Source organism: Brevundimonas sp. (assembly GCF_036676055.1).
Taxonomy (GTDB): domain Bacteria; phylum Pseudomonadota; class Alphaproteobacteria; order Caulobacterales; family Caulobacteraceae; genus Brevundimonas.
Genome location: NZ_JAKFDS010000011.1, coordinates 1 through 16,952, shown reverse-complemented (window position 1 = coordinate 16,952; position 16,952 = coordinate 1). Strand labels below are relative to the sequence as shown.

The window sequence follows — 16,952 nt, the reverse complement described above, 5'->3', positions numbered from 1 at the left end:
GCCAGCTTGGCCAGACGCTCCTGCAGCTTCTCCTTGTCGTAGTCCGAGGTGGTGTCCTCGATCTGCTTCTTGATCTGCGAGATGCGGGCCTCGATGGCCGACTTCTCACCGACGCCGTCGACGATGGTGGTGTCGTCCTTGGTGATGGTGACCTTCTTGGCCTTGCCGAGCATGTCGAGGGTGACGTTCTCGAGCTTGATGCCGAGGTCTTCCGAGATCACCTGGCCGCCGGTCAGGACGGCGATGTCCTCCAGCATGGCCTTGCGGCGGTCGCCGAAGCCCGGAGCCTTGACGGCGGCGACGCGCAGGCCGCCGCGCAGCTTGTTGACGACGAGCGTGGCCAGGGCCTCGCCCTCGATGTCCTCGGCGATGATGACCAGCGGGCGGCCGCTCTGGACCACGGCTTCGAGGATCGGCAGCATGACCTGCAGCGACGAGAGCTTCTTCTCGAACAGCAGGATCAGCGGCTCCTCGAGCTGGGCCTCCATCTTGTCGGCGTTGGTGATGAAGTAGGGCGACAGGTAGCCGCGGTCGAACTGCATGCCCTCGACGACGTCGAGTTCGGTCTCGGCCGTCTTGGCTTCTTCAACCGTGATGACGCCCTCGTTGCCGACCTTTTCCATGGCCTTGGCGATCATCTCGCCGACCTCGATGTCGCCGTTGGCCGAGATGGTGCCGACCTGGGCGATCTCGGAGTTGTTCGAGACCTTCTTGGACGAGGCCTTGATGTCGGCGAGGACGGCGGCGACGGCCTTGTCGATGCCGCGCTTCAGATCCATCGGGTTCATGCCGGCGGCGACGGACTTGAGGCCTTCCTGCACGATCGACTGGGCCAGGACGGTGGCGGTGGTGGTGCCGTCGCCGGCCTTGTCATTGGTCTTGGAGGCGACTTCGCGGATCAGCTGGGCGCCCATGTTCTCGAAGGCGTCTTCCAGCTCGATTTCCTTGGCCACCGAGACGCCGTCCTTGGTCGAGCGCGGGGCGCCGAAGGACTTCTGGATGATGACGTTGCGGCCCTTGGGCCCCAGGGTCACCTTGACCGCATTGGCCAGGATGTTGACCCCGCGCAGCATCTTCTCGCGGGCTTCGGTGGAGAACTGAACTTGTTTCGCGGCCATGTGAGGCTGCTCCTAAATCTGTGGTGTCAGGGAAAGGTCGAAGGGCGGCGGCGCTTACGAGAGCACGCCCAGCACGTCCGATTCCTTCATGATGATCAGGTCGTCGCCGTCGATCTTGACCTCGGTGCCCGACCATTTGCCGAACAGGATGCGGTCGCCGGCCTTCAGGTCCATGGCGATGTATTTGCCGTCTTCATCGCGGGCGCCGGGGCCGACCGAGACGACTTCGCCTTCCTGCGGCTTTTCCTTGGCGGTGTCGGGGATGATGATCCCGCCCTTGGTCTTGGATTCCTCTTCCACGCGCTTCACGAGCACGCGGTCGCCGAGCGGACGAAACGCCATTGTCAGTGTCTCCCAAAAAGTTCGATTGAGCACCCGACGGGACCGCTTTGGCAGCCAACCGATCAGAGTGCTAACGCGAGCGGGAGGTAGGGCTCCCGCCCGCCGTCGTCAAGCGCGGGCGCCCGGAATCGTCCCCCCGCGGGCGGCGAGATCGGCGATGAACCGCGGATGAACGCCGGCCTCCGGGCCCGTACAGGCTGGCGCCGCCATAACCAGGATCAATCCTGCCTCCGGGCGCCGTCAAAGGAGCAATCCGATGCGAATTTCAATCAAGACCCTCGCCGCCGGCTCGGTCGCCGCCCTGGCGCTCGCGGCCGCCGCCCCCGCCAGCGCCCAGTCGTACGGCTACGGCGGCGACCCGCTGGTCGACGCCCTCATCCGCGGGGTGATTGCGGCATCGGGCGACAATGGTCGTTACGGCTACCAGAACGGAACCTACCGCGGCCCCGACTGCCAGTATTACCGCGACGGCCGCTGCTACCGGAATCTCGGCCACTGGGAGCGCGAGCACGGCATCAACAGCCGCGACGGCTACTACGGCGACCGCCAGTACAACGGCCGCTTCGTCGATGGCCGCACCTACTCCGGCCGTGGGTACTATCGCGACGGGCGCTTCTGGCGGAACTACGGCCAATGGCGCAGCGCGCAGAACCATGATCGCGACTACCGCTACGAGCGTCGCTGGTAGAACCGCACACTTTCACCCGGCCGCGTGAGTATTGGGCCGGGCATGGGCGAGGAAGGCGGACGCTGGAAACGGCGTCCGCCTTTTTCATGGAGGGGCTCTTGTGGAGACATTCCGCCTCGGGCTCGGCGGTATGTCACGGCCGATGGCCTCAGATGCTCGGCATGGTCCAGGGGAGCAAAGCCATGGCTTGGGGGAGGGTCTTCGCCACCAGATGGCGCCGGTTGAGGAACTTGATTTCCATAAGAGCGCACCGGTCGTAGGTCGCCGGATCGTCGCTGATGAAGACCGTGTAGCTCTGCCTGCTTCGAGCGGCGTTGAAGGCCGCCGCGATTTGATCAAGCTCTTCCGGCGTCGCCTTGTCATGCGGATTTCGGATGTCGATTATCCAGTCCCAGCCGCCGAGCTCGGGGCGTTGGTTCGTCAACCGGAGGACGGTCTCGGCGACCGTGACTGTCTGGGGCTCCGGAAGAACCGTGACGACAACCCGTTGCAGGGTCTCGTCCAATTTGACGTGCGTAGACATGAGGGAGCGTGTGCCATGTCGTTGGCAAACAAGACCCTAATGATTCGACTTCCAGGCGAACTCGCGCCGCGGGCGGAGCCGGACACGGCGAGTGCTTCCAATGTCCGCTAGCCACCCGTAACGGAACTTCCTTAGGTCCGCTTCCTGTCCGCCGCCCCTACACCATCAGCCGCTTCATCAGCTCCGCCGTCGACGGATCCAGCCCTTCCGACGGCTCGCCCGCCTGCACATCCTGCAGGATCGCCTTGGCCAGCACCTTGCCCAGTTCGACGCCCCACTGGTCGAAGCTGTTGATGTCCCAGATCACGCCCTCGACGAAGGTCTTGTGCTCATAGAGGGCGATCAGGGCGCCGACCGCCTCGGGGGTCAGGGCGTCCATCAGGATCGTCGTCGACGGCCGGTCGCCGGGGAAGGTCTTGTGCGGCGCCAGCCGCTCGGCCTCGGCCTCGCTCGCCCCCGCCGACAGCAGCTCGGCCCGCGCCTCGGCTTCGGTCTTGCCGACCATCAGCGCCTGGGCCTGGGCCAGGGCGTTCGACCACAGCGGCGCGTCACCCTCGCGGGCGTCCATGGCGGCGTCCGAGGTGTGGGCGACGACGACGAACTCGGCCGGGACCACCTGGGGCCCCTGATGAATCTGCTGGAAGAAGGCGTGCTGGCCGTTGGTGCCCGGCTCGCCGAACACGATCGGCCCGGTGGCCGTGTCGACAGGCGTCCCGTCGCGCTTCACCCGCTTGCCGTTCGACTCCATCTCCAGCTGCTGCAGGAAGGCGGGCAGGCGGCGCAGGCCATGGGCGTAGGGGGCCACGGTGCGAGCGTGACGGCCCAAGCCCTCGACATTGAAGACCTGCGCCAGCGCCAGCAGAACCGGGGCGTTCTTCTCAAGGTCCGCCGCCAGGAAATGCTCGTCCATGGCCCGCGCGCCTTCCAGCACCCGCTCGAACACGTCCCAGCCCAGGGCCACCGCCACCGAAAGGCTGACCGCCGACCACAGCGAATAGCGGCCACCGACCCAGTCGCGGAAACCGAAGGTCCGGCCGCAGCCCCAGGCCTCGGCCTTCTCCGGCGCCGCCGTCACCCCGACCAGATGTTTGCCCATGCGGCGCGGCGACAGGCTTTCGGCCAGCCAGGCCTTGGCCAGATCGGCGTTGGCCAGGGTCTCCTGGGTGGTGAAGGTCTTGGACACCACCACCACCAGCGTGGTCTCCGGGTCCAGTCCGGCCAGGGCCTCGCCCATGTCGCGCGGATCGATGTTGGCGACGAAGCGCAGGTCGATGGTCGGCTCCAACGGCCGCAGGGCGTCCCACAGCAGTCGCGGCCCGAGGTCCGAGCCGCCGATGCCGATGTGGACGATGGCGGTGAACGGCTGCTTGGCCCCGCCGGTCTCGGCGCCAGAGCCGATGTCGGTGGCGAACTGAGCCATCCCGGCGCGGGTCGCCGCCACCTCTTTCGAGACGGGCTCCCCCAGCGCCCTGAAATCGGCGTCGTCGGCGGCGCGCAAGGCCGGATGCAGCACCGCCCGGCCCTCGGTGTTGTTGACCGCCTCGCCGCCGAACAGGGCGGCCCGCCGTCCCTCGATGTCGCAGGCCCGGGCCAGATCCAGCGCGGCCTCGAACCCCTCTGCGGTCCAGCTCTGTTTGGACAGGTCCAGATAGAGGCCGGCCGCCTCGACCCCCATGCGCTCGGTGCGCCCCTGATCGGTGGCGAACTGATGGAGGATGCGCGCCCCGGCGTCCTTGCGCGCCACGGCGCGAAGCATGTCCAGGGCCTGGTTGCGGGCGGTCATGGGCGAACTCTGAGGGAGGAGGGTAAACCCTCGTTTACGGGTGGGGCGTAAGCCGGTTCAACGCCGAAACCATGATTCGGCCCCACATTATGAGGTCCGCCATGTCCTGCGGCGTCGCCCTGGCTGTTTCCCTGCTTCTTTCGGACCCGAACGTGGCGGTCGCCGCGGCCCAGCCGCCCGCGGTTGCGGACGCGCCGGTTTCCGTGGCGGGCGAGCCCCTGTTCGCGGACATCGTCGCCCGCTCCGGCCTGCTGCGCGGCGAAGTGCGCGGCTGGATGGACGCCGGCGCCGCGGACCGGGCCGACTTCTTCACCGGCCCGGACTTCACCGGCTTCAAGGCCCGGGCGACGGAGCTCTCCGCGCTCGACATGCAGGGTCACCTGATCCTCAAGGCGCGGGGCACGGACAACGACCTGAAATGCATCCTGCGCGGCATCTCGGAAGACATCCCGGTCAAGGTCGCCGCCGTGGAAGCCGCCGCCACCCCGGCCGAGCGTCGCGTCGCGCTCGACGAGCTGGCCTATCTGTTCAACGACAACGTCGAGGTCATCACCGCGCCGCCTCAGCCCGAAGCGTAGACCCCCCCTCCCACCACCGGGAGAGGGTCTTCAGGCGCCGGCTTCCTCCAGCGCCTCGATCACCAGTCCCTCGGTCAGCAGTTGCGGCAGGATGCGCGGCTGCGGCGTCCCCGGCGCATACAGCAGGTACAGCGGCACGCCCGAGCGGCCGTGGCGCGCCAGTTCGGCGGTGATGGCGTCGTCGCGCGAGGTCCAGTCCCCGACCAGATAGACGGCGTTGGCGGCCCGGAACGCCTCCACGGTCCGCGCCGACTTCAGGGCGCCGGCCTCATTGATCTTGCAGGTCACGCACCAGTCGGCGGTGAAGTTGACCAGCACCGGCCGCCCCTCGGCCAGGGCCGCCTCGACGGCCTGCGGCGACCAGGGCGCGGCGGCGGGCCCGCCGGCCGCCTCGGGGGCCGTGGCTGCGGCCGGGACGGACGGCAGCCGCGCCGTCATGACCAGCCCCGCCGCCGCCAGCGCCAGGGCCATGAACCCCGCCGTCGCGGCCAGCCGACCTCGTCGTCCCAGCGCCCGCTCGGCCTGGGCGAGGCCCAGAAGCCAGACCGCCAGCGCCAGCAGCAGGCCGGTGATGAACAGCAGGCCCAGGGCGTCGCCGCCGGCCTGACGGCTGAACACCCAGGCCAGCCACAGGGCCGTCGCATACATCGGGAAGGCCAGCACCCCCCGGAGCCGCTCCATCCAGAGGCCCGGACGGGGCAGGCGTGACAGCAGGCCCGGCGTCACGCTGACCAGCACATAGGGCAGGGCCAGACCCAGTCCGAGCATCAGGAAGACCACGAGAGCCATCGGCCACGGCATCAGCAGGGCGGCCCCCAGCGCCACGGCCATGAAGGGGGCGGTGCAGGGTGCAGCCACCACCACCGCCAGCCCCCCGGTCAGAAAGGCGCCCGCGCCGCCGCCCAGTCTCGACAGCGGCCCCGAGCCGACGCCCTGCAGCCCTGAGCCGATGTGGAACACGCCGGACAGGTTCAGGCCCACCGCCAGCATCAGCAGGGCGAGTCCCGCGGTCATGGCCGGCGTCTGCAGCTGGAAGCCCCAGCCCGCCGCCTGTCCGGCCGCCCGCAGCGCCAGCAATACGCCGGCCAGCAGCAGGAAGGTGGTCAGCACCCCCGCCAGGAAGGCGAGGCCGTCGCGCCGGGCCCGGGGGGCGTCATGCGCCGCGCCGGCCAGGGCGGCGGCCTTCATGGCCAAAATCGGGAACACGCACGGCATCAGGTTGAGGATCAGTCCGCCCAGCAGGGCGAACAGCGCGGCCTGCAGGAAGCCGGCGGTGGACGCAGACCCCGCGGTCTCCGGGGGGCCGTCTTCCGGCGCCGGGGCGAGATCGCCCGAGCCCTCGGCGCCCGCCAGCGCCGGGCCGGCTTCAGCCGAAATCTCGAAGGCGCCGAGGCCGGTCGACAGGACTCCCCGGATCGGCCCCTGCGCCGCCGCCAGATCCGCGCCGGGCGTCAGCGCCAGGGTCAGGCCCTGGGGTCCGTATCGCCCGGACTGCGGCGCGGCGTGGTCGATCATCCGCGGCTCGAAGGGGAAGAAATAGCTCGGCCCCGGGTCCGCCCCGGCCAGCGGTCCGCCCGTCGCGGTCAGGGTGGCGACGCCGTCGCGCAGGGTGATGCGAGCCGCGATGTCCGTCGCCCTCGGGGCCGTCTCGACGATGCGCTGGATGGCGGCGCCGTGGCGGGGGTCCAGCGGGGCCGCGCCGGCCCGGACCGGCAGGTCCAGCGACAGGGTCAGTTCCTCCGGCACGCACATCTCGGCGCTACAGACGAAAAACAGCGCCTTGACCCGCAGCGGCAGGGTCGATCCGGGCTGCGCGTCGGCCGGCACCGCGATCGGGACCGGCAGATAGACCTCGCCCGAGTAGCCGTAGTTCATCAGGGTGTTCAGCCGCTGCCGCCGGGGCAAGGGCCAGACGATCTCGCCGGCCTCGACGTCTCCGGGCAGGGTCCAGGTCAGGGCGGTGGGTCCGCCGGAATCGCCGGGATTGCGCCAGTAGGTGTGCCAATCAGGCTCGATGTCCTGGCGCACCGCGACGATGGCGGTGGAGCCGGGCGCGGCCCATTGCGACAGGGAGACCAGTTCGGCGGCGATCCGCTCGGTGCGCTGCACGCCCGCGCCCTGCGCCGCCGCCTGGGACGGAGCGAGCAACAGTCCCAGCAGGACGAACAGTTTCAGAAGGCGGGTCACGGTGCGACCTTAGCCGCCCGGCCCCTCCCGCGTCACGCGTCGTGCTGTCTCAGCCGGCCGGACTCAGCGCGGGGCGGCGTCGACCAGCACTTCGGTCCGGCGCCGCATGGGCTCGCTGGCGCCTTCGGCGGTCACCGAACCCGATTCTCCGGCCCCGACGAGGCTGAAGGCCGGCGAGGGCCAGCCGGCCGCCGCCAGCGCCTCGGCCACGGCGAGGGCCCGGCGCTGCGACAGGTCGAGATTCGCGGTCGGTCCGCCGCGCGCGTCGGCCAGGCCGACGACCTCGACCTTGCGGATTTCGCAGCCTCGCAGCTGGGTCGCGGTCAGGCCGATGGCGTGCCGCGCGGCCTCGGTCAGACCCGCCTCGCTGTCCCGGAAATAGACCTCGAACCGCTGCGGCGCGCACACTTCCGGCTCGGTGACCAGCTCGCTGCGGTCCCGAGCCCCCGGCGTCATGGCGCACCCCGCCAGAACCATGGCGGCCCCCGTAATCGCACTCGCTCGCTTCATCCAGCCCTCCTCGCCTCCCGGCGCAGAAAGGGCGGCCCGCCAAATGACGAACCGCCCTGATTCCTCAAGAAAACCCGACGCGCCCTAGTAGCGGCGCTGCCCGTTTTCCCAATAGCATTCGGTCTGACGGTTATCGTAGCAGTAGTAGTACCGGCCCTGGCTGTCGCGATAACGCTGCTGGTTGGCCCGATCCTGCTGCGAGCCGCGGATCGCGCCGGCGGCGCCGCCCACGACCGCGCCGATGGCGGCTCCGGTTCCGGCGTTGCCGTCGCCGACGTTGTTGCCGATGATGGCGCCGGCGACCGCGCCGATGCCGGCGCCGATGGCGCCCTGACGGACGGTTTCATTGGTGTTGCCATACGGATCACTGGCGCAGGCGGAGGCCAGCAGGCCGGCGCCGGCGATCGCGATGATTGCCTTTTTCATGGGTATGTCCTTCATCCCTCGGGTTCGCCCCACGGGTGATAATGCTGGATAAGCGTGACGGTTCCACCGTTATGCTCGCGGTCAAGCTTGTTTCAGGCTTTCATGACGCCGCACGGCGTGTGCGGACGGCCCCGACAGGGGCGACAGACGGGGGGTTTCGTATGCGTTTTTCTGGACCGGTCCGCATGGCGGATGACGCCGATCACAGTCCTGTGTGGGCTCGCACCAGGCGGCGGCGGGGCAACCCGTTCATCGGCGTGCTGATCACTCTGCTGGCCCTGTTCGGCGTTCTGACCGCCGCGCTCGGCGTCAAGGAGAAGTCTCTGGCTGAGGGCGGCGCCTTGATGGACGGCTGGATTTCCAGCGCCGTCTCGAAGGTGCGGGGCGAGGCCCCCAAGGTCGCCGATCAGGCCGGCGATGCGGCGGGGGCGGCTGCGGCCAAGGCCGGCGACGCCGCCCAGGCGGGCGCCGCTGCGGCGTCGGACGAACTCAAGAAGTAAATAGTCACGCTTCGACGCCCCGCCCGGAACATCGTCCCGGGCGGGACGTTCGGGCGGCATGAGCGCAACCCTGACCCCGCCCGCCGATCCCGAAAGCGCGCGTGAACCCGCGCCTGAGGCGGAGGCTGCGGAGGCCCTTGTGCTGACCCGCCATGTGCCGCTGAAGCGGGTCATGATGCTGGTCAATCCGTTGTCGGGGAGCGTGGGGCCGGGGGCTGCGGCGGAAGCGAAAGCCATTCTGGATCGCTACGCCTGCGAGACATCGGTGGTGACGCTTGAGGCCGGCCAGTTCGACGCCCAGGTCAAGGCGGCGCTGGACGCGCGCCCCGACGTCCTGTTCGTCCTCGCCGGCGACGGCACGGCGGGCACGATCGCCTCGCGGGCCGGCCCCGACGGCCCCCTGGTGGCGCCGCTCCCGGGCGGGACGATGAACATGCTCCCGCGCGCGCTCTACGGCACGTCCGACTGGAAGGCGGCCCTGAAAGTCGCGCTCGAGGAGGGCGCGCCCCAGACGGTGGCGGGCGGCGAGGTCTCCGACGGCGACACGACCCGGGCCTTTTATTGCGCGGCCATCTTCGGCTCGCCGGCCCTCTGGGCGCCCGCCCGCGAGGCTATCCGCGTCGGCAAGCTGGGTTTGGCCTGGGCCTATGCCCGCCGGGCGCTGAAGCGCGCGTTCACCGGTCAGATGCGCTTCGTCCTCGACGGCCGGCCGGCCCGCCGGGCCGAAGCCCTGGTGCTGATCAGCCCGATGATCTCAAAGGCGATGGAGGAGGATACGGGGCTCGAGGCGGCGGCGATGGATCCGGCCGACGCGATGCAGGCCTTCCGCCTCGCCGCCCACGCCGTGCTGGACGACTGGCGTCAGGACCCGGCGGTCACGACCCGGGCGACGCAGAGGGTCGAGCTTCGCGCCCGCTCGCGCATCCCCGCCGTGGTCGACGGCGAGCCGTTGCTGCTGCGACATCAGGCGAAGGTGCGCTTCATCCGCAAGGCCTTCCAGGCCTTGGCGCCGATCCCCGCGGCGGCGGAGGACAGCGTCTAGTGGGGCGTCTGCTGCAGTTCTCGGATGTGCATTTCGGCCGCGAGCATCGCCACGCCTGCGCGGCTGCGCTCGAATTCGCCCATGCGACGCCGTGCGACCTGATCCTGATCACCGGCGATGTAACCCAGCGGGGCCTTCCCGACGAGTTCGCCGCCGCCGGCGACTGGATCCGGCGCATGCCCGAGCCGACCTTCGTCATCGTCGGCAATCACGACGTGCCCTACTGGAGCCTGTTCGCGCGTCTGTTCCACCCGTGGCGGGCGTTTGAGCGGGCCATCGGCCACCCGGCGCATGATCACCAGTTCCTCAGCGAATCCGTCATGGTGCGCGGCGTCGTCACGGCCCGAGGCTGGCAGGCGCGGCTCAACTGGTCGAAGGGGGTCATCGACCTGACGCAGACCCGCAAGGCCGCCGAGGCGCTGCGTCAGGCGCCGACGGGCGCCCTGCGCATCCTCGCCTGCCACCATCCGCTCGTCGAGATGATCGGTGCGCCGATGACCGGCGACGTGAAGCGCGGCGACGCCGCGGCCCTGATCTTCGCCGAGGCCGGGGTGGACCTCGTCGCCACCGGCCACGTCCACGTGCCCTTCGCCCTGCCGATCCACCTCGGCGACCATTGCTCCTACGCCGTGGGCTGCGGAACGCTGTCGCATCGTGAGCGGGGAGCGCCGCCCAGCTTCAACCAGATCGACTGGGACGCCAACGAGATCGTCGTCACCGCCATCACCTGGACCGGCGACCGCTTCGAGCCGGGGCAGACGTGGCGTCTGCCGCGCCGGCAGGACACCCGCAAGCGGGCGACGGCCCCGGACCCGAATGTCCCCGGCGAGCGCGAGCAGGCGGCCACCTGAAGCCCCGCCTCCGGGCAAAGAGAAAGGGCCGCGGTCCACGACCACGGCCCCTTCGGACTTTAGGCTGTCAGGCTAGATTCGTGTTCCTCGCCGGCCCTGGAAGAAGTGCACGACCAGCAGGATGAGGAAGACGACGAACAGCACATAGGCGATGTTCATCGACAGGCCCGCGACCCCGCCCGCGCCAAGGGCGCCGGCGACAATCGCGAGTACGAGGAAAATAAGGGCCCAGCGAAGCATGAGCAAAGTCTCCCGGAACTGTTGATCCAAAGGAGCGGCTCACGACCGCACCCGTCAGATCAACTCTCCGGAACCGTCACCGTTCCGTCAGCGGCGCCCGCGGGTGTGCGACTTCTCGGTGAAGGCCGCCGCGACCATGGTCGCCAGGGCCGGGTTGCGCAGGAAGATCCAGCCTCCGGCCAGGGCCGCAGCCGTCCCGAGGATCGGCCGCTGACGGAACAGGGCGTAGGCCCGTTCGCCCAGTCCCATCGGTTCGTCTTCTTCGATCTCTTCCGCCTGCGCCTCGCGGCGCAGCATCACCATCACCACGGCCAGCGAGACCAGGGCGAACAGCAGCATGGTCAGGGCGGCCGCTGCCAGCGGCACGATGACCAGACACAGGGCGTAGAAGACCGTCGCCCCGAAGGCGACCACGGCGACCAGCGCCGCACCCGCCGCAACGGCGGCCGCGACGGCCTTCCTCGCCAGTTTCCGGGCCAGGCCTCCGCCGAGCATCAGCGGCGACGACCGGCGAGCAGCATGCCGAGCACCACGCCCACGCCGAGGGCGATGGCGGTCGACTGCATGGGCCGTTCCTGGACCCGCTCGGTCAGGTAGCGCTGGGCCTCGTCAATCCGGTCGGAGGCTTCGTCATAATATTCGCGACCGCGCACCCGGGCGGTGTCGTAATAGCCGCGCGCGCGCTCACGCAGGACTTCCGACTGTTCGCGCAGGCGGGCCTCGGTTTCAGCCGCCTTGGCGCGCAGACGGGTTTCGGCCGCGGTCGCCTTTTCACGCAGACGCGCCTTCTCCTCGGTCCCGAGGGTCTTCAGGTCGTCCTTCAGCGTATTGATGTCGTTCTTCACGGCTGTCCGTGCTGCCTTGGTCGTGGCCATGTGCGCGCTCCGCTTTGCAAGCTTGACGGTTAGATAGAGAACCCTGAGCCGGAACGCCACTGTGACGTGGCGGTTCCGCAATGCAGCATGGCGCGCGCTGGCGAAACGCCGCATCCCGATCTAGACAACGGCGATGACCGACTGGCTGTTCCCACCCGCTCCGATCCCGTCCCTGCCCATCGCCGGTCGAGGCGAGCGCCTGCCGATCCGCCGCATCCTGTGCGTCGGCCAGAACTACGCCGCCCATGCCCGTGAGATGGGCCACGAACGCGCGGAGCCCTTCTTCTTCTCCAAGCCCGCCGACGCCCTGGTGACCGACAGCGCCGATCCGATGTTCCCGACCGCGACGGCCGACCTGCACCACGAGGTCGAACTGGTCTGCGCCATCGGCGAGGACGGCGCGATCGCCGGCTGGGCGGTGGGTTGCGACCTGACCCGCCGCGACCTCCAGGCCGCGGCCAAGGCCAAAGGGCGCCCGTGGGACGCCGCCAAGGGGTTCGATCAGTCGGCTCCCTGCGGCGCCCTGACCCTCGGGCCCCTGCCCGACCCCGCCGCCCCGATCCGCCTGTCCGTGAACGGCGAGACGCGCCAGTCGGGCCGTCTCGACGACATGGTCTGGGCTCCGGACGAGATTCTCGCCAAGGCCCGAACCCTCTGGGACGTACGCCCCGGCGACCTGATCTTCACCGGCACGCCCGAGGGCGTCGGCCCGCTCCAGCCCGGCGACCGGGTCGAGGCGGCCATCGGCGGCCTCCAGTCCCTGACCTTCACCCTGAGGCCGCGATGATCCTGCACGGCTACTGGCGCTCCGGCGCGGCGTACCGGACCCGCATCGCCCTGAACCTGAAGGGGCTGACCTACGACCAGCAGGGCGTTGACCTGCGCACCGGCGCCCAGCGTTCCGACGCCTTCATCGCCCTGAACCCCCAAGGCATGGTCCCCGCGCTGGAGATCGACGGCGCCGTCCTGACCCAGAGCCCGGCCATCCTCGAATGGCTCGAGGAGACGCATCCGGCTCCTCCGCTGCTGCCGGCCGCGCCGGTCGACCGCGCCCATGTGCGGGCCATGGCGGCCCTGATCGGCTGCGACATCCATCCGCTCAACAACCTGCGTGTCGGCAAAGCCCTGCGCGAGACCTTCGGGGCCGACCAGGCCGCCGTTGACGCCTGGGCGGCGCGCTGGATCCTGCCAGGGTTCGAGGCGCTGGAGCGGCTGGTCGGCCTCCATGGCGACAGCTGGTGCTTCGGAGCGGCCCCGACCCTGGCCGACTGCTATCTGATCCCGCAGATCTATTCGGCCCGCCGGTTCAACGTGCCGCTCGAGGCTTTCCCGCGGCTGCTGGCCATCGACGCGGCCGCCGCGGACCATCCGGCCTTCGCGGCGGCGCACCCGGACCGCCAGCCGGACGCGGACTGAGCCCGGTCAACGGCGCGCTTCACGGAGACCGCTTGCGGACAGCTGGCCGATCTCGGCTATCGATCCCAATCCGACCTTTCTGGCGTCCGCTTCCGGCTGTGTTCGTTATGGGAATCAATCGTTGGCGAATGGTCCAGATCGCAAGCCCGGGACGCGTCCTCCAACCCGGTCGCCTCGACTACCAGCCGCTCTGATTACCGGCGTAGGTCAGACACGCTGAAGCGCGCTGGAGAAGCTCGGTTTCGCCTGCGCCGTACAGATTGGCGAGAGGTCCCAGCGACACGGATTGCCGGGAGGCGACAAACGGCCTCGCGTTTCTGCCGACGCAAAGCCAGTGCAGGACGCCGTCGTTCTCCCACGACACCAACGCGATGTCGCCCGTGTTTGCTCCCGCACGACTGAGCGCCTCAGCGAGGCAGATCGCGGTATCCGCCTGCTCCCCGCAATCGCCCAGGTCTTCAGGCTTGAGAGAGCTGGATTTCACCGTGAGGTAACCGGGTTGAAGCTTGCCGAGGATCGTTTGCGTGGCCGCCCGACCTTCCGCCGACAGGCTTTCCGCAGGCGAGACTATGAGCGAAACCTGGGGTGGCGGAGGGCCCAGTTGCCCCGCCATGGCCGCGAGAATGTAGGCGTAGATCATCATCCCCAGGCCCTCAAAACGCCGGTGCTCCGCTGAACCTCGGATCGATGCTTCGGGCCCAGTCGATCGGCCACGCATTATACACAACCGCGTCGGAGTCTCCGATCGCCTCGATGTACGCGACCCAGTATTCGCCGTGCTGCGGGACCGGCCTGCGTTCCTGACAGTGCGGCATTTCCGTATGGCCGAGAATTAGACTGACTGGCGGCTCCGCCCCTTCGACGACGCTTATGCGCGTCGCCGTCGCCCGCCACTGGTCCGCTGGCCTGGACGGCGTGGTCGAAGTCACCTCGTCGATCCGAACGATCGTCACCGCCGCATGGCGGCGTCCCATGATCTCTGCTGGACTCGGTGAACGCCGACACGCGTTCGCGACATCCGGCGCCATGAGCGCCAGGCACATGAACAATACCGCTACAGCCTTCATGATCGCCGCTTCCTTTGCCCGCGATCATCACCAGCGAGAAATCGAAGTATACTCACCGATCCTGATGAGCGCCCGCCCATCAGCTATCCCCTCTTCGCGGCCGAATGGCTGCGCAATGTCATTGCGTTTTGAGGTCCATCAAGAAGCGCAGCAGATCCGAAGCGTTCGTCGCTTCCAGCCTGAACCCGGTCGGGCCCTGAGGGACTGCGTCGAACCTGGTTCGCAGTGAACGGGACTCGCCGGCTCCGGTGAGCGTAATGGTGGCGGAGCAGATGACCTGAACACGGTCGGGATGTGCGAGGTCAAAGGTCTGGCCGGAAAAACCGACTTCGATCGCATCGCGCTGAGCTGCGGTGAACTTCCACGTGGGCAGGAGGTCCTTCACAAGCCCTGTCGCGCGTGTCCAGACGTCGGCTTGAGCGCAAAACCGCGGATCTTCGCGATCCAGCAGTTCTCGTGAAGATTGGGCGTTTGCAGCTTGAGCGGATGACAGGACGCACAGCCCCACCGCCAAGGCGACGACAACACGCTTCATTCGTATTCTCCTACTCATCAGGTGAGACTACCCGCGGGGGGCGACGATCAAGAAGGAGGCCGCCCTGAAATTTCTGATCTGCACGATATCGCCCCGCTGACCGACAGACTGAGCCTCGGAAGATCGCGGCGCCTTGGGGTCATTCGCGAATGTCCGCTTTCACCCGATACAGCTATTCGAGCCGTCCGCTGTCAGCAGGCGCCTGAATCCGCGACCTAGGCCAGGAACCGCTCCACCGCCGCCAGGAACCGCCCCGGCTGGTCGATCATGACCATATGCTCGGCCCCCTCGATCCGCTCGAAGGTCGCGGGCCGGGGCAGGGAGGCGTAGGCTCCGCGGAACAGGCCGTCGGCGCGGCTGCGCGGCGACGCCTCGTCGGGACTCCAGCCATAGACCACCGTCACCGGCGCGGCGATGTCCGGCAGCCGGTGGCGCAGATCGACGGTCATCACCTCATACAGCGCCTGGGCCAGCACCCGGCGGTCGCCGCCCTGCCAGCCCATCGAGCCGAACACGGCGTCGGCCGCGCCGCCCAGCTCCAGCCCCAGGGCCCGGCCGCGGGAACGCAGGCCCTCGTCGCCGAGGAACTGGACCGCCTGATAGGCCACCTGGGCGATCGGCTCGACGTCGCCGACCGTGGCGCCGGGACTGATCAGGGCGGGGAAGAAGGGCGAGGCGTCGACGGTCATCACCCGCCCGACCCGGCCGGGCGCGTCCGCGGCCACCCTCAGGGCCACCTGGCCGCCCATCGAATGGCCGATGATGGCCGGAGAGGCGAGGCCGGCTTCGGCGATGTAGCGGCGCACCTCGCCCGCCACCGCCCCCATGATGGCGCCGTCGGCGTTGGCCCCGGCCGTCAGTTCGCCGAAGCCGCGCACGGAGATCAGATGCAGCCGGCGCCGGTCGGCCAGCCGCGCCGCCGTGCGGCTCCATACCGCCGAGGTCGAGGCGAGGCCGGGAATCAGGATCAGGTCGGGCCCGCCGCCGCGGGTCTCGACCACGATCCGGGTCGACTGGAACGGCGCCCGCGCGTGGGCAGGCGGCCCGGCGGCCCACAGCGCGGCGCCGCCGGCCAGACCCTTGAGGATGCTTCGTCGTTGTTCCATGGCGCCGTCGGTCTAGATTGGGCCCCGTGAGACACGAGGGAGGTCCGGATGAGCCAGCCGTCCGACGATGAAATCGTCTTCTACACCAACCCCATGTCGCGCGGTCGGATCGCGCGCTGGATGCTGGAGGAGGTCGGCCGACCCTATCGCACCGTGGTGCTGGATTTTGGCGCCACTATGAAGGCTCCCGACTATCTGGCGATCAATCCGATGGGCAAGGTGCCGGCGATCGTGTGGCGCGGGGTCGCGGTCACCGAATGCGCGGCCATCTGCGCCTGGCTGGCCGACGCCTGTCCCGAGGCGGGCCTCGCCCCCGCTTTCGACGACCCCGCGCGCGGGACGTATCTGCGCTGGCTGTTCTTCACCGCCGGCCCGGTCGAGGCGGCGGTCACGGCCAAGGCCCTCGACCTGCTGGCTCCGCCGGACAAGGCGGGCATGGCCGGCTACGGCAGTTTCGACCAGGTGGTGGATGCGCTGGAGCAGGCGGTGACGCCCGGACCCTGGATTCTGGGCGACCGCTTTTCGGCGGCGGACGTCTATGTCGGCAGCCAGATCGTCTGGGGCCTGCAGTTCAGGACCCTGCCCGAGCGCGAGGCCTTCACGGCCTATGCGGCGCGGCTGTCGGCCCGCCCGGCGGCGGTTCGGGCGCGCGAGATCGACGACGCCCTGATCGCGGCGGCCGCGGCGGAACGATGAGGTTCGGGATCAGCCCTGGGCGGGACGCAGGCCGCCGTCCAGGCTGGCGCGCTGGACCTGCGGACGACGCTCGCCGCCGGCGGCGATGATGCGGTCGATGCGGGCCTTCTCGGCGCGGAAGGCGGCCAGATCGGCCCCGGCCAGGATCGTGCCTTCGGTGGTGCGCACGCCGGCCGGATTGATCCGCCGTCCGCCGCGCCAGATTTCATAGTGAAGGTGCGGACCGGTCGAGGCGCCGGTCGAGCCGACGAAGGCCACGACCTGGCCCTGACGGACCCGCTGGCCGGCGCGCATGCCGGAGGCGTAGCGCGACAGGTGGCCGTAGCCGGTCTCCAGACCATTTGAATGGCGGATGCGCAGCCAGTTGCCGTAGCCGCCCCAGCGCCGGGCCTCGACCACCACGCCGTCGGCGGGGGCCACGACCGGCGTGCCGGTGCCGGCGGCGAAGTCGATGCCCTGGTGCATCTTG

At 69.4% G+C, this 16,952-nt stretch carries 23 protein-coding genes; 8 read left to right on the top strand and 15 right to left on the bottom strand.

What is annotated here, in order from left to right; genetic code table 11:
• Together groL and groES are read right to left on the bottom strand one after the other, a co-directional pair.
• Positions 1 to 1,118 (bottom strand): chaperonin GroEL (gene groL / locus V6M45_RS01980; RefSeq protein WP_332653660.1); only part of this gene is annotated, 1,118 nt, incomplete at its 3' end.
• Positions 1,119 to 1,172: 54 nt separating this feature from the next.
• On the bottom strand, positions 1,173 to 1,460 hold the full coding sequence (groES, locus tag V6M45_RS01975) for a co-chaperone GroES (protein WP_300289571.1): 288 nt from the start codon (positions 1,458 to 1,460) through the stop codon (positions 1,173 to 1,175).
• A gap of 256 nt (positions 1,461 to 1,716) precedes the next feature.
• Here groES and V6M45_RS01970 point away from each other — a divergent pair, with 256 nt between their 5' ends.
• Positions 1,717 to 2,148: a hypothetical protein gene (locus V6M45_RS01970; protein WP_332653659.1), complete on the top strand. Its 432-nt coding sequence runs from the start codon at positions 1,717 to 1,719 to the stop codon at positions 2,146 to 2,148.
• Positions 2,149 to 2,296: 148 nt separating this feature from the next.
• Here V6M45_RS01970 and V6M45_RS01965 read toward each other — a convergent pair whose 3' ends face one another.
• Complete coding sequence (locus V6M45_RS01965) at positions 2,297 to 2,653, bottom strand: hypothetical protein (protein WP_332653658.1); 357 nt, start codon at positions 2,651 to 2,653, stop codon at positions 2,297 to 2,299.
• A gap of 175 nt (positions 2,654 to 2,828) precedes the next feature.
• Positions 2,829 to 4,454 (bottom strand): glucose-6-phosphate isomerase, encoded by a 1,626-nt coding sequence (gene pgi, locus V6M45_RS01960; protein ID WP_332653656.1) that lies wholly within the window; start codon positions 4,452 to 4,454, stop codon positions 2,829 to 2,831.
• A gap of 101 nt (positions 4,455 to 4,555) precedes the next feature.
• Between pgi and V6M45_RS01955 the strand changes: the two genes are divergently transcribed.
• On the top strand, positions 4,556 to 5,032 hold the full coding sequence (locus V6M45_RS01955) for a hypothetical protein (protein WP_332653655.1): 477 nt from the start codon (positions 4,556 to 4,558) through the stop codon (positions 5,030 to 5,032).
• Positions 5,033 to 5,062: 30 nt separating this feature from the next.
• On the opposite strand, the gene V6M45_RS01950 is transcribed toward V6M45_RS01955, so the two are convergent.
• The 3 genes from V6M45_RS01950 to V6M45_RS01940 form a co-directional block, all read right to left on the bottom strand.
• Entirely contained in the window at positions 5,063 to 7,219 is a 2,157-nt protein-coding gene (locus V6M45_RS01950) for a protein-disulfide reductase DsbD family protein (protein WP_332653653.1), read from the bottom strand.
• A 63-nt stretch (positions 7,220 to 7,282) separates the two neighbouring features.
• On the bottom strand, positions 7,283 to 7,729 hold the full coding sequence (locus tag V6M45_RS01945; RefSeq protein ID WP_332653652.1) for an OmpA family protein: 447 nt from the start codon (positions 7,727 to 7,729) through the stop codon (positions 7,283 to 7,285).
• Positions 7,730 to 7,813: 84 nt separating this feature from the next.
• Positions 7,814 to 8,155, bottom strand: coding sequence for a YMGG-like glycine zipper-containing protein (locus V6M45_RS01940; RefSeq protein ID WP_332653651.1), 342 nt, complete (start codon positions 8,153 to 8,155; stop codon positions 7,814 to 7,816).
• 185 nt (positions 8,156 to 8,340) lie between these two features.
• On the opposite strand from V6M45_RS01940, the gene V6M45_RS01935 reads away from it, so the two are divergent.
• From V6M45_RS01935 to V6M45_RS01925, 3 genes are read left to right on the top strand one after another with little or no spacing between them, the layout of a single operon-like run.
• Positions 8,341 to 8,655 (top strand): hypothetical protein, encoded by a 315-nt coding sequence (locus tag V6M45_RS01935; protein ID WP_332653650.1) that lies wholly within the window; start codon positions 8,341 to 8,343, stop codon positions 8,653 to 8,655.
• Between the two features lie 58 nt (positions 8,656 to 8,713).
• Entirely contained in the window at positions 8,714 to 9,697 is a 984-nt protein-coding gene (locus V6M45_RS01930) for a diacylglycerol/lipid kinase family protein (protein WP_332653649.1), read from the top strand.
• Positions 9,697 to 10,548: a metallophosphoesterase family protein gene (locus V6M45_RS01925; protein WP_332653647.1), complete on the top strand. Its 852-nt coding sequence runs from the start codon at positions 9,697 to 9,699 to the stop codon at positions 10,546 to 10,548. Before V6M45_RS01930 ends, V6M45_RS01925 begins: the two co-directional genes overlap by 1 nt.
• 72 nt (positions 10,549 to 10,620) lie before the next feature.
• Here the strand turns inward: V6M45_RS01925 and V6M45_RS01920 are convergent, their stop codons facing one another.
• The 3 genes from V6M45_RS01920 to V6M45_RS01910 form a co-directional block, all read right to left on the bottom strand.
• Complete coding sequence (locus V6M45_RS01920; RefSeq protein ID WP_332653646.1) at positions 10,621 to 10,788, bottom strand: DUF1328 family protein; 168 nt, start codon at positions 10,786 to 10,788, stop codon at positions 10,621 to 10,623.
• A gap of 87 nt (positions 10,789 to 10,875) precedes the next feature.
• Positions 10,876 to 11,283: a hypothetical protein gene (locus V6M45_RS01915; RefSeq protein WP_332653645.1), complete on the bottom strand. Its 408-nt coding sequence runs from the start codon at positions 11,281 to 11,283 to the stop codon at positions 10,876 to 10,878.
• Positions 11,283 to 11,663 carry a DUF883 family protein gene (locus V6M45_RS01910; RefSeq protein ID WP_332653644.1) on the bottom strand — a complete coding sequence of 127 codons (381 nt, stop codon included), beginning with the start codon at positions 11,661 to 11,663 and terminating at the stop codon, positions 11,283 to 11,285. Before V6M45_RS01910 ends, V6M45_RS01915 begins: the two co-directional genes overlap by 1 nt.
• A 133-nt stretch (positions 11,664 to 11,796) precedes the next feature.
• Here V6M45_RS01910 and V6M45_RS01905 point away from each other — a divergent pair, with 133 nt between their 5' ends.
• Both V6M45_RS01905 and maiA read left to right on the top strand, forming a co-directional pair.
• Positions 11,797 to 12,450, top strand: a complete 654-nt coding sequence (locus V6M45_RS01905; RefSeq protein ID WP_332653643.1) for a fumarylacetoacetate hydrolase family protein — start codon at positions 11,797 to 11,799, stop codon at positions 12,448 to 12,450.
• Entirely contained in the window at positions 12,447 to 13,079 is a 633-nt protein-coding gene (gene maiA / locus V6M45_RS01900; RefSeq protein WP_332653641.1) for a maleylacetoacetate isomerase, read from the top strand. Before V6M45_RS01905 ends, maiA begins: the two co-directional genes overlap by 4 nt.
• A 178-nt stretch (positions 13,080 to 13,257) precedes the next feature.
• On the opposite strand, the gene V6M45_RS01895 is transcribed toward maiA, so the two are convergent.
• From V6M45_RS01895 to V6M45_RS01880, 4 genes are all read right to left on the bottom strand, one after another.
• Entirely contained in the window at positions 13,258 to 13,722 is a 465-nt protein-coding gene (locus V6M45_RS01895; protein WP_332653640.1) for a hypothetical protein, read from the bottom strand.
• A gap of 10 nt (positions 13,723 to 13,732) precedes the next feature.
• Entirely contained in the window at positions 13,733 to 14,146 is a 414-nt protein-coding gene (locus V6M45_RS01890; protein ID WP_332653638.1) for a hypothetical protein, read from the bottom strand.
• Positions 14,147 to 14,264: 118 nt separating this feature from the next.
• On the bottom strand, positions 14,265 to 14,681 hold the full coding sequence (locus tag V6M45_RS01885; RefSeq protein ID WP_332653636.1) for a hypothetical protein: 417 nt from the start codon (positions 14,679 to 14,681) through the stop codon (positions 14,265 to 14,267).
• 215 nt (positions 14,682 to 14,896) lie between these two features.
• On the bottom strand, positions 14,897 to 15,787 hold the full coding sequence (locus V6M45_RS01880; RefSeq protein ID WP_332653635.1) for an alpha/beta fold hydrolase: 891 nt from the start codon (positions 15,785 to 15,787) through the stop codon (positions 14,897 to 14,899).
• Between the two features lie 48 nt (positions 15,788 to 15,835).
• On the opposite strand from V6M45_RS01880, the gene V6M45_RS01875 reads away from it, so the two are divergent.
• The gene (locus V6M45_RS01875; protein WP_332653633.1) at positions 15,836 to 16,483 is read left to right on the top strand and encodes a glutathione S-transferase family protein; all 648 of its coding nucleotides are present in this window, start codon (positions 15,836 to 15,838) and stop codon (positions 16,481 to 16,483) included.
• Positions 16,484 to 16,492: 9 nt separating this feature from the next.
• Here V6M45_RS01875 and V6M45_RS01870 read toward each other — a convergent pair.
• Positions 16,493 to 16,952, bottom strand: a 460-nt coding sequence (locus V6M45_RS01870; RefSeq protein ID WP_332653632.1) for a M23 family metallopeptidase, incomplete at its 5' end; no start/stop codon positions are given.

What these genes read in the sequence shown, in the direction of transcription:
- V6M45_RS01880 (WP_332653635.1), bottom strand. Translation starts at nt 15,787, where the DNA reads ATGGAACAACGACGAAGCATCCTCAAGGGTCTGGCCGGCGGCGCCGCG.
- V6M45_RS01940 (WP_332653651.1), bottom strand. Translation starts at nt 8,155, where the DNA reads ATGAAAAAGGCAATCATCGCGATCGCCGGCGCCGGCCTGCTGGCCTCC.
- V6M45_RS01885 (WP_332653636.1), bottom strand. Translation starts at nt 14,681, where the DNA reads ATGAAGCGTGTTGTCGTCGCCTTGGCGGTGGGGCTGTGCGTCCTGTCA.
- maiA (WP_332653641.1), top strand. Translation starts at nt 12,447, where the DNA reads ATGATCCTGCACGGCTACTGGCGCTCCGGCGCGGCGTACCGGACCCGC.
- V6M45_RS01905 (WP_332653643.1), top strand. Translation starts at nt 11,797, where the DNA reads ATGACCGACTGGCTGTTCCCACCCGCTCCGATCCCGTCCCTGCCCATC.
- V6M45_RS01910 (WP_332653644.1), bottom strand. Translation starts at nt 11,663, where the DNA reads ATGGCCACGACCAAGGCAGCACGGACAGCCGTGAAGAACGACATCAAT.
- V6M45_RS01930 (WP_332653649.1), top strand. Translation starts at nt 8,714, where the DNA reads ATGAGCGCAACCCTGACCCCGCCCGCCGATCCCGAAAGCGCGCGTGAA.
- V6M45_RS01875 (WP_332653633.1), top strand. Translation starts at nt 15,836, where the DNA reads ATGAGCCAGCCGTCCGACGATGAAATCGTCTTCTACACCAACCCCATG.
- V6M45_RS01970 (WP_332653659.1), top strand. Translation starts at nt 1,717, where the DNA reads ATGCGAATTTCAATCAAGACCCTCGCCGCCGGCTCGGTCGCCGCCCTG.
- V6M45_RS01945 (WP_332653652.1), bottom strand. Translation starts at nt 7,729, where the DNA reads ATGAAGCGAGCGAGTGCGATTACGGGGGCCGCCATGGTTCTGGCGGGG.
- V6M45_RS01895 (WP_332653640.1), bottom strand. Translation starts at nt 13,722, where the DNA reads ATGATGATCTACGCCTACATTCTCGCGGCCATGGCGGGGCAACTGGGC.
- V6M45_RS01955 (WP_332653655.1), top strand. Translation starts at nt 4,556, where the DNA reads ATGTCCTGCGGCGTCGCCCTGGCTGTTTCCCTGCTTCTTTCGGACCCG.
- V6M45_RS01935 (WP_332653650.1), top strand. Translation starts at nt 8,341, where the DNA reads ATGGCGGATGACGCCGATCACAGTCCTGTGTGGGCTCGCACCAGGCGG.
- groES (WP_300289571.1), bottom strand. Translation starts at nt 1,460, where the DNA reads ATGGCGTTTCGTCCGCTCGGCGACCGCGTGCTCGTGAAGCGCGTGGAA.
- V6M45_RS01920 (WP_332653646.1), bottom strand. Translation starts at nt 10,788, where the DNA reads ATGCTTCGCTGGGCCCTTATTTTCCTCGTACTCGCGATTGTCGCCGGC.
- V6M45_RS01890 (WP_332653638.1), bottom strand. Translation starts at nt 14,146, where the DNA reads ATGAAGGCTGTAGCGGTATTGTTCATGTGCCTGGCGCTCATGGCGCCG.
- pgi (WP_332653656.1), bottom strand. Translation starts at nt 4,454, where the DNA reads ATGACCGCCCGCAACCAGGCCCTGGACATGCTTCGCGCCGTGGCGCGC.
- V6M45_RS01915 (WP_332653645.1), bottom strand. Translation starts at nt 11,283, where the DNA reads ATGCTCGGCGGAGGCCTGGCCCGGAAACTGGCGAGGAAGGCCGTCGCG.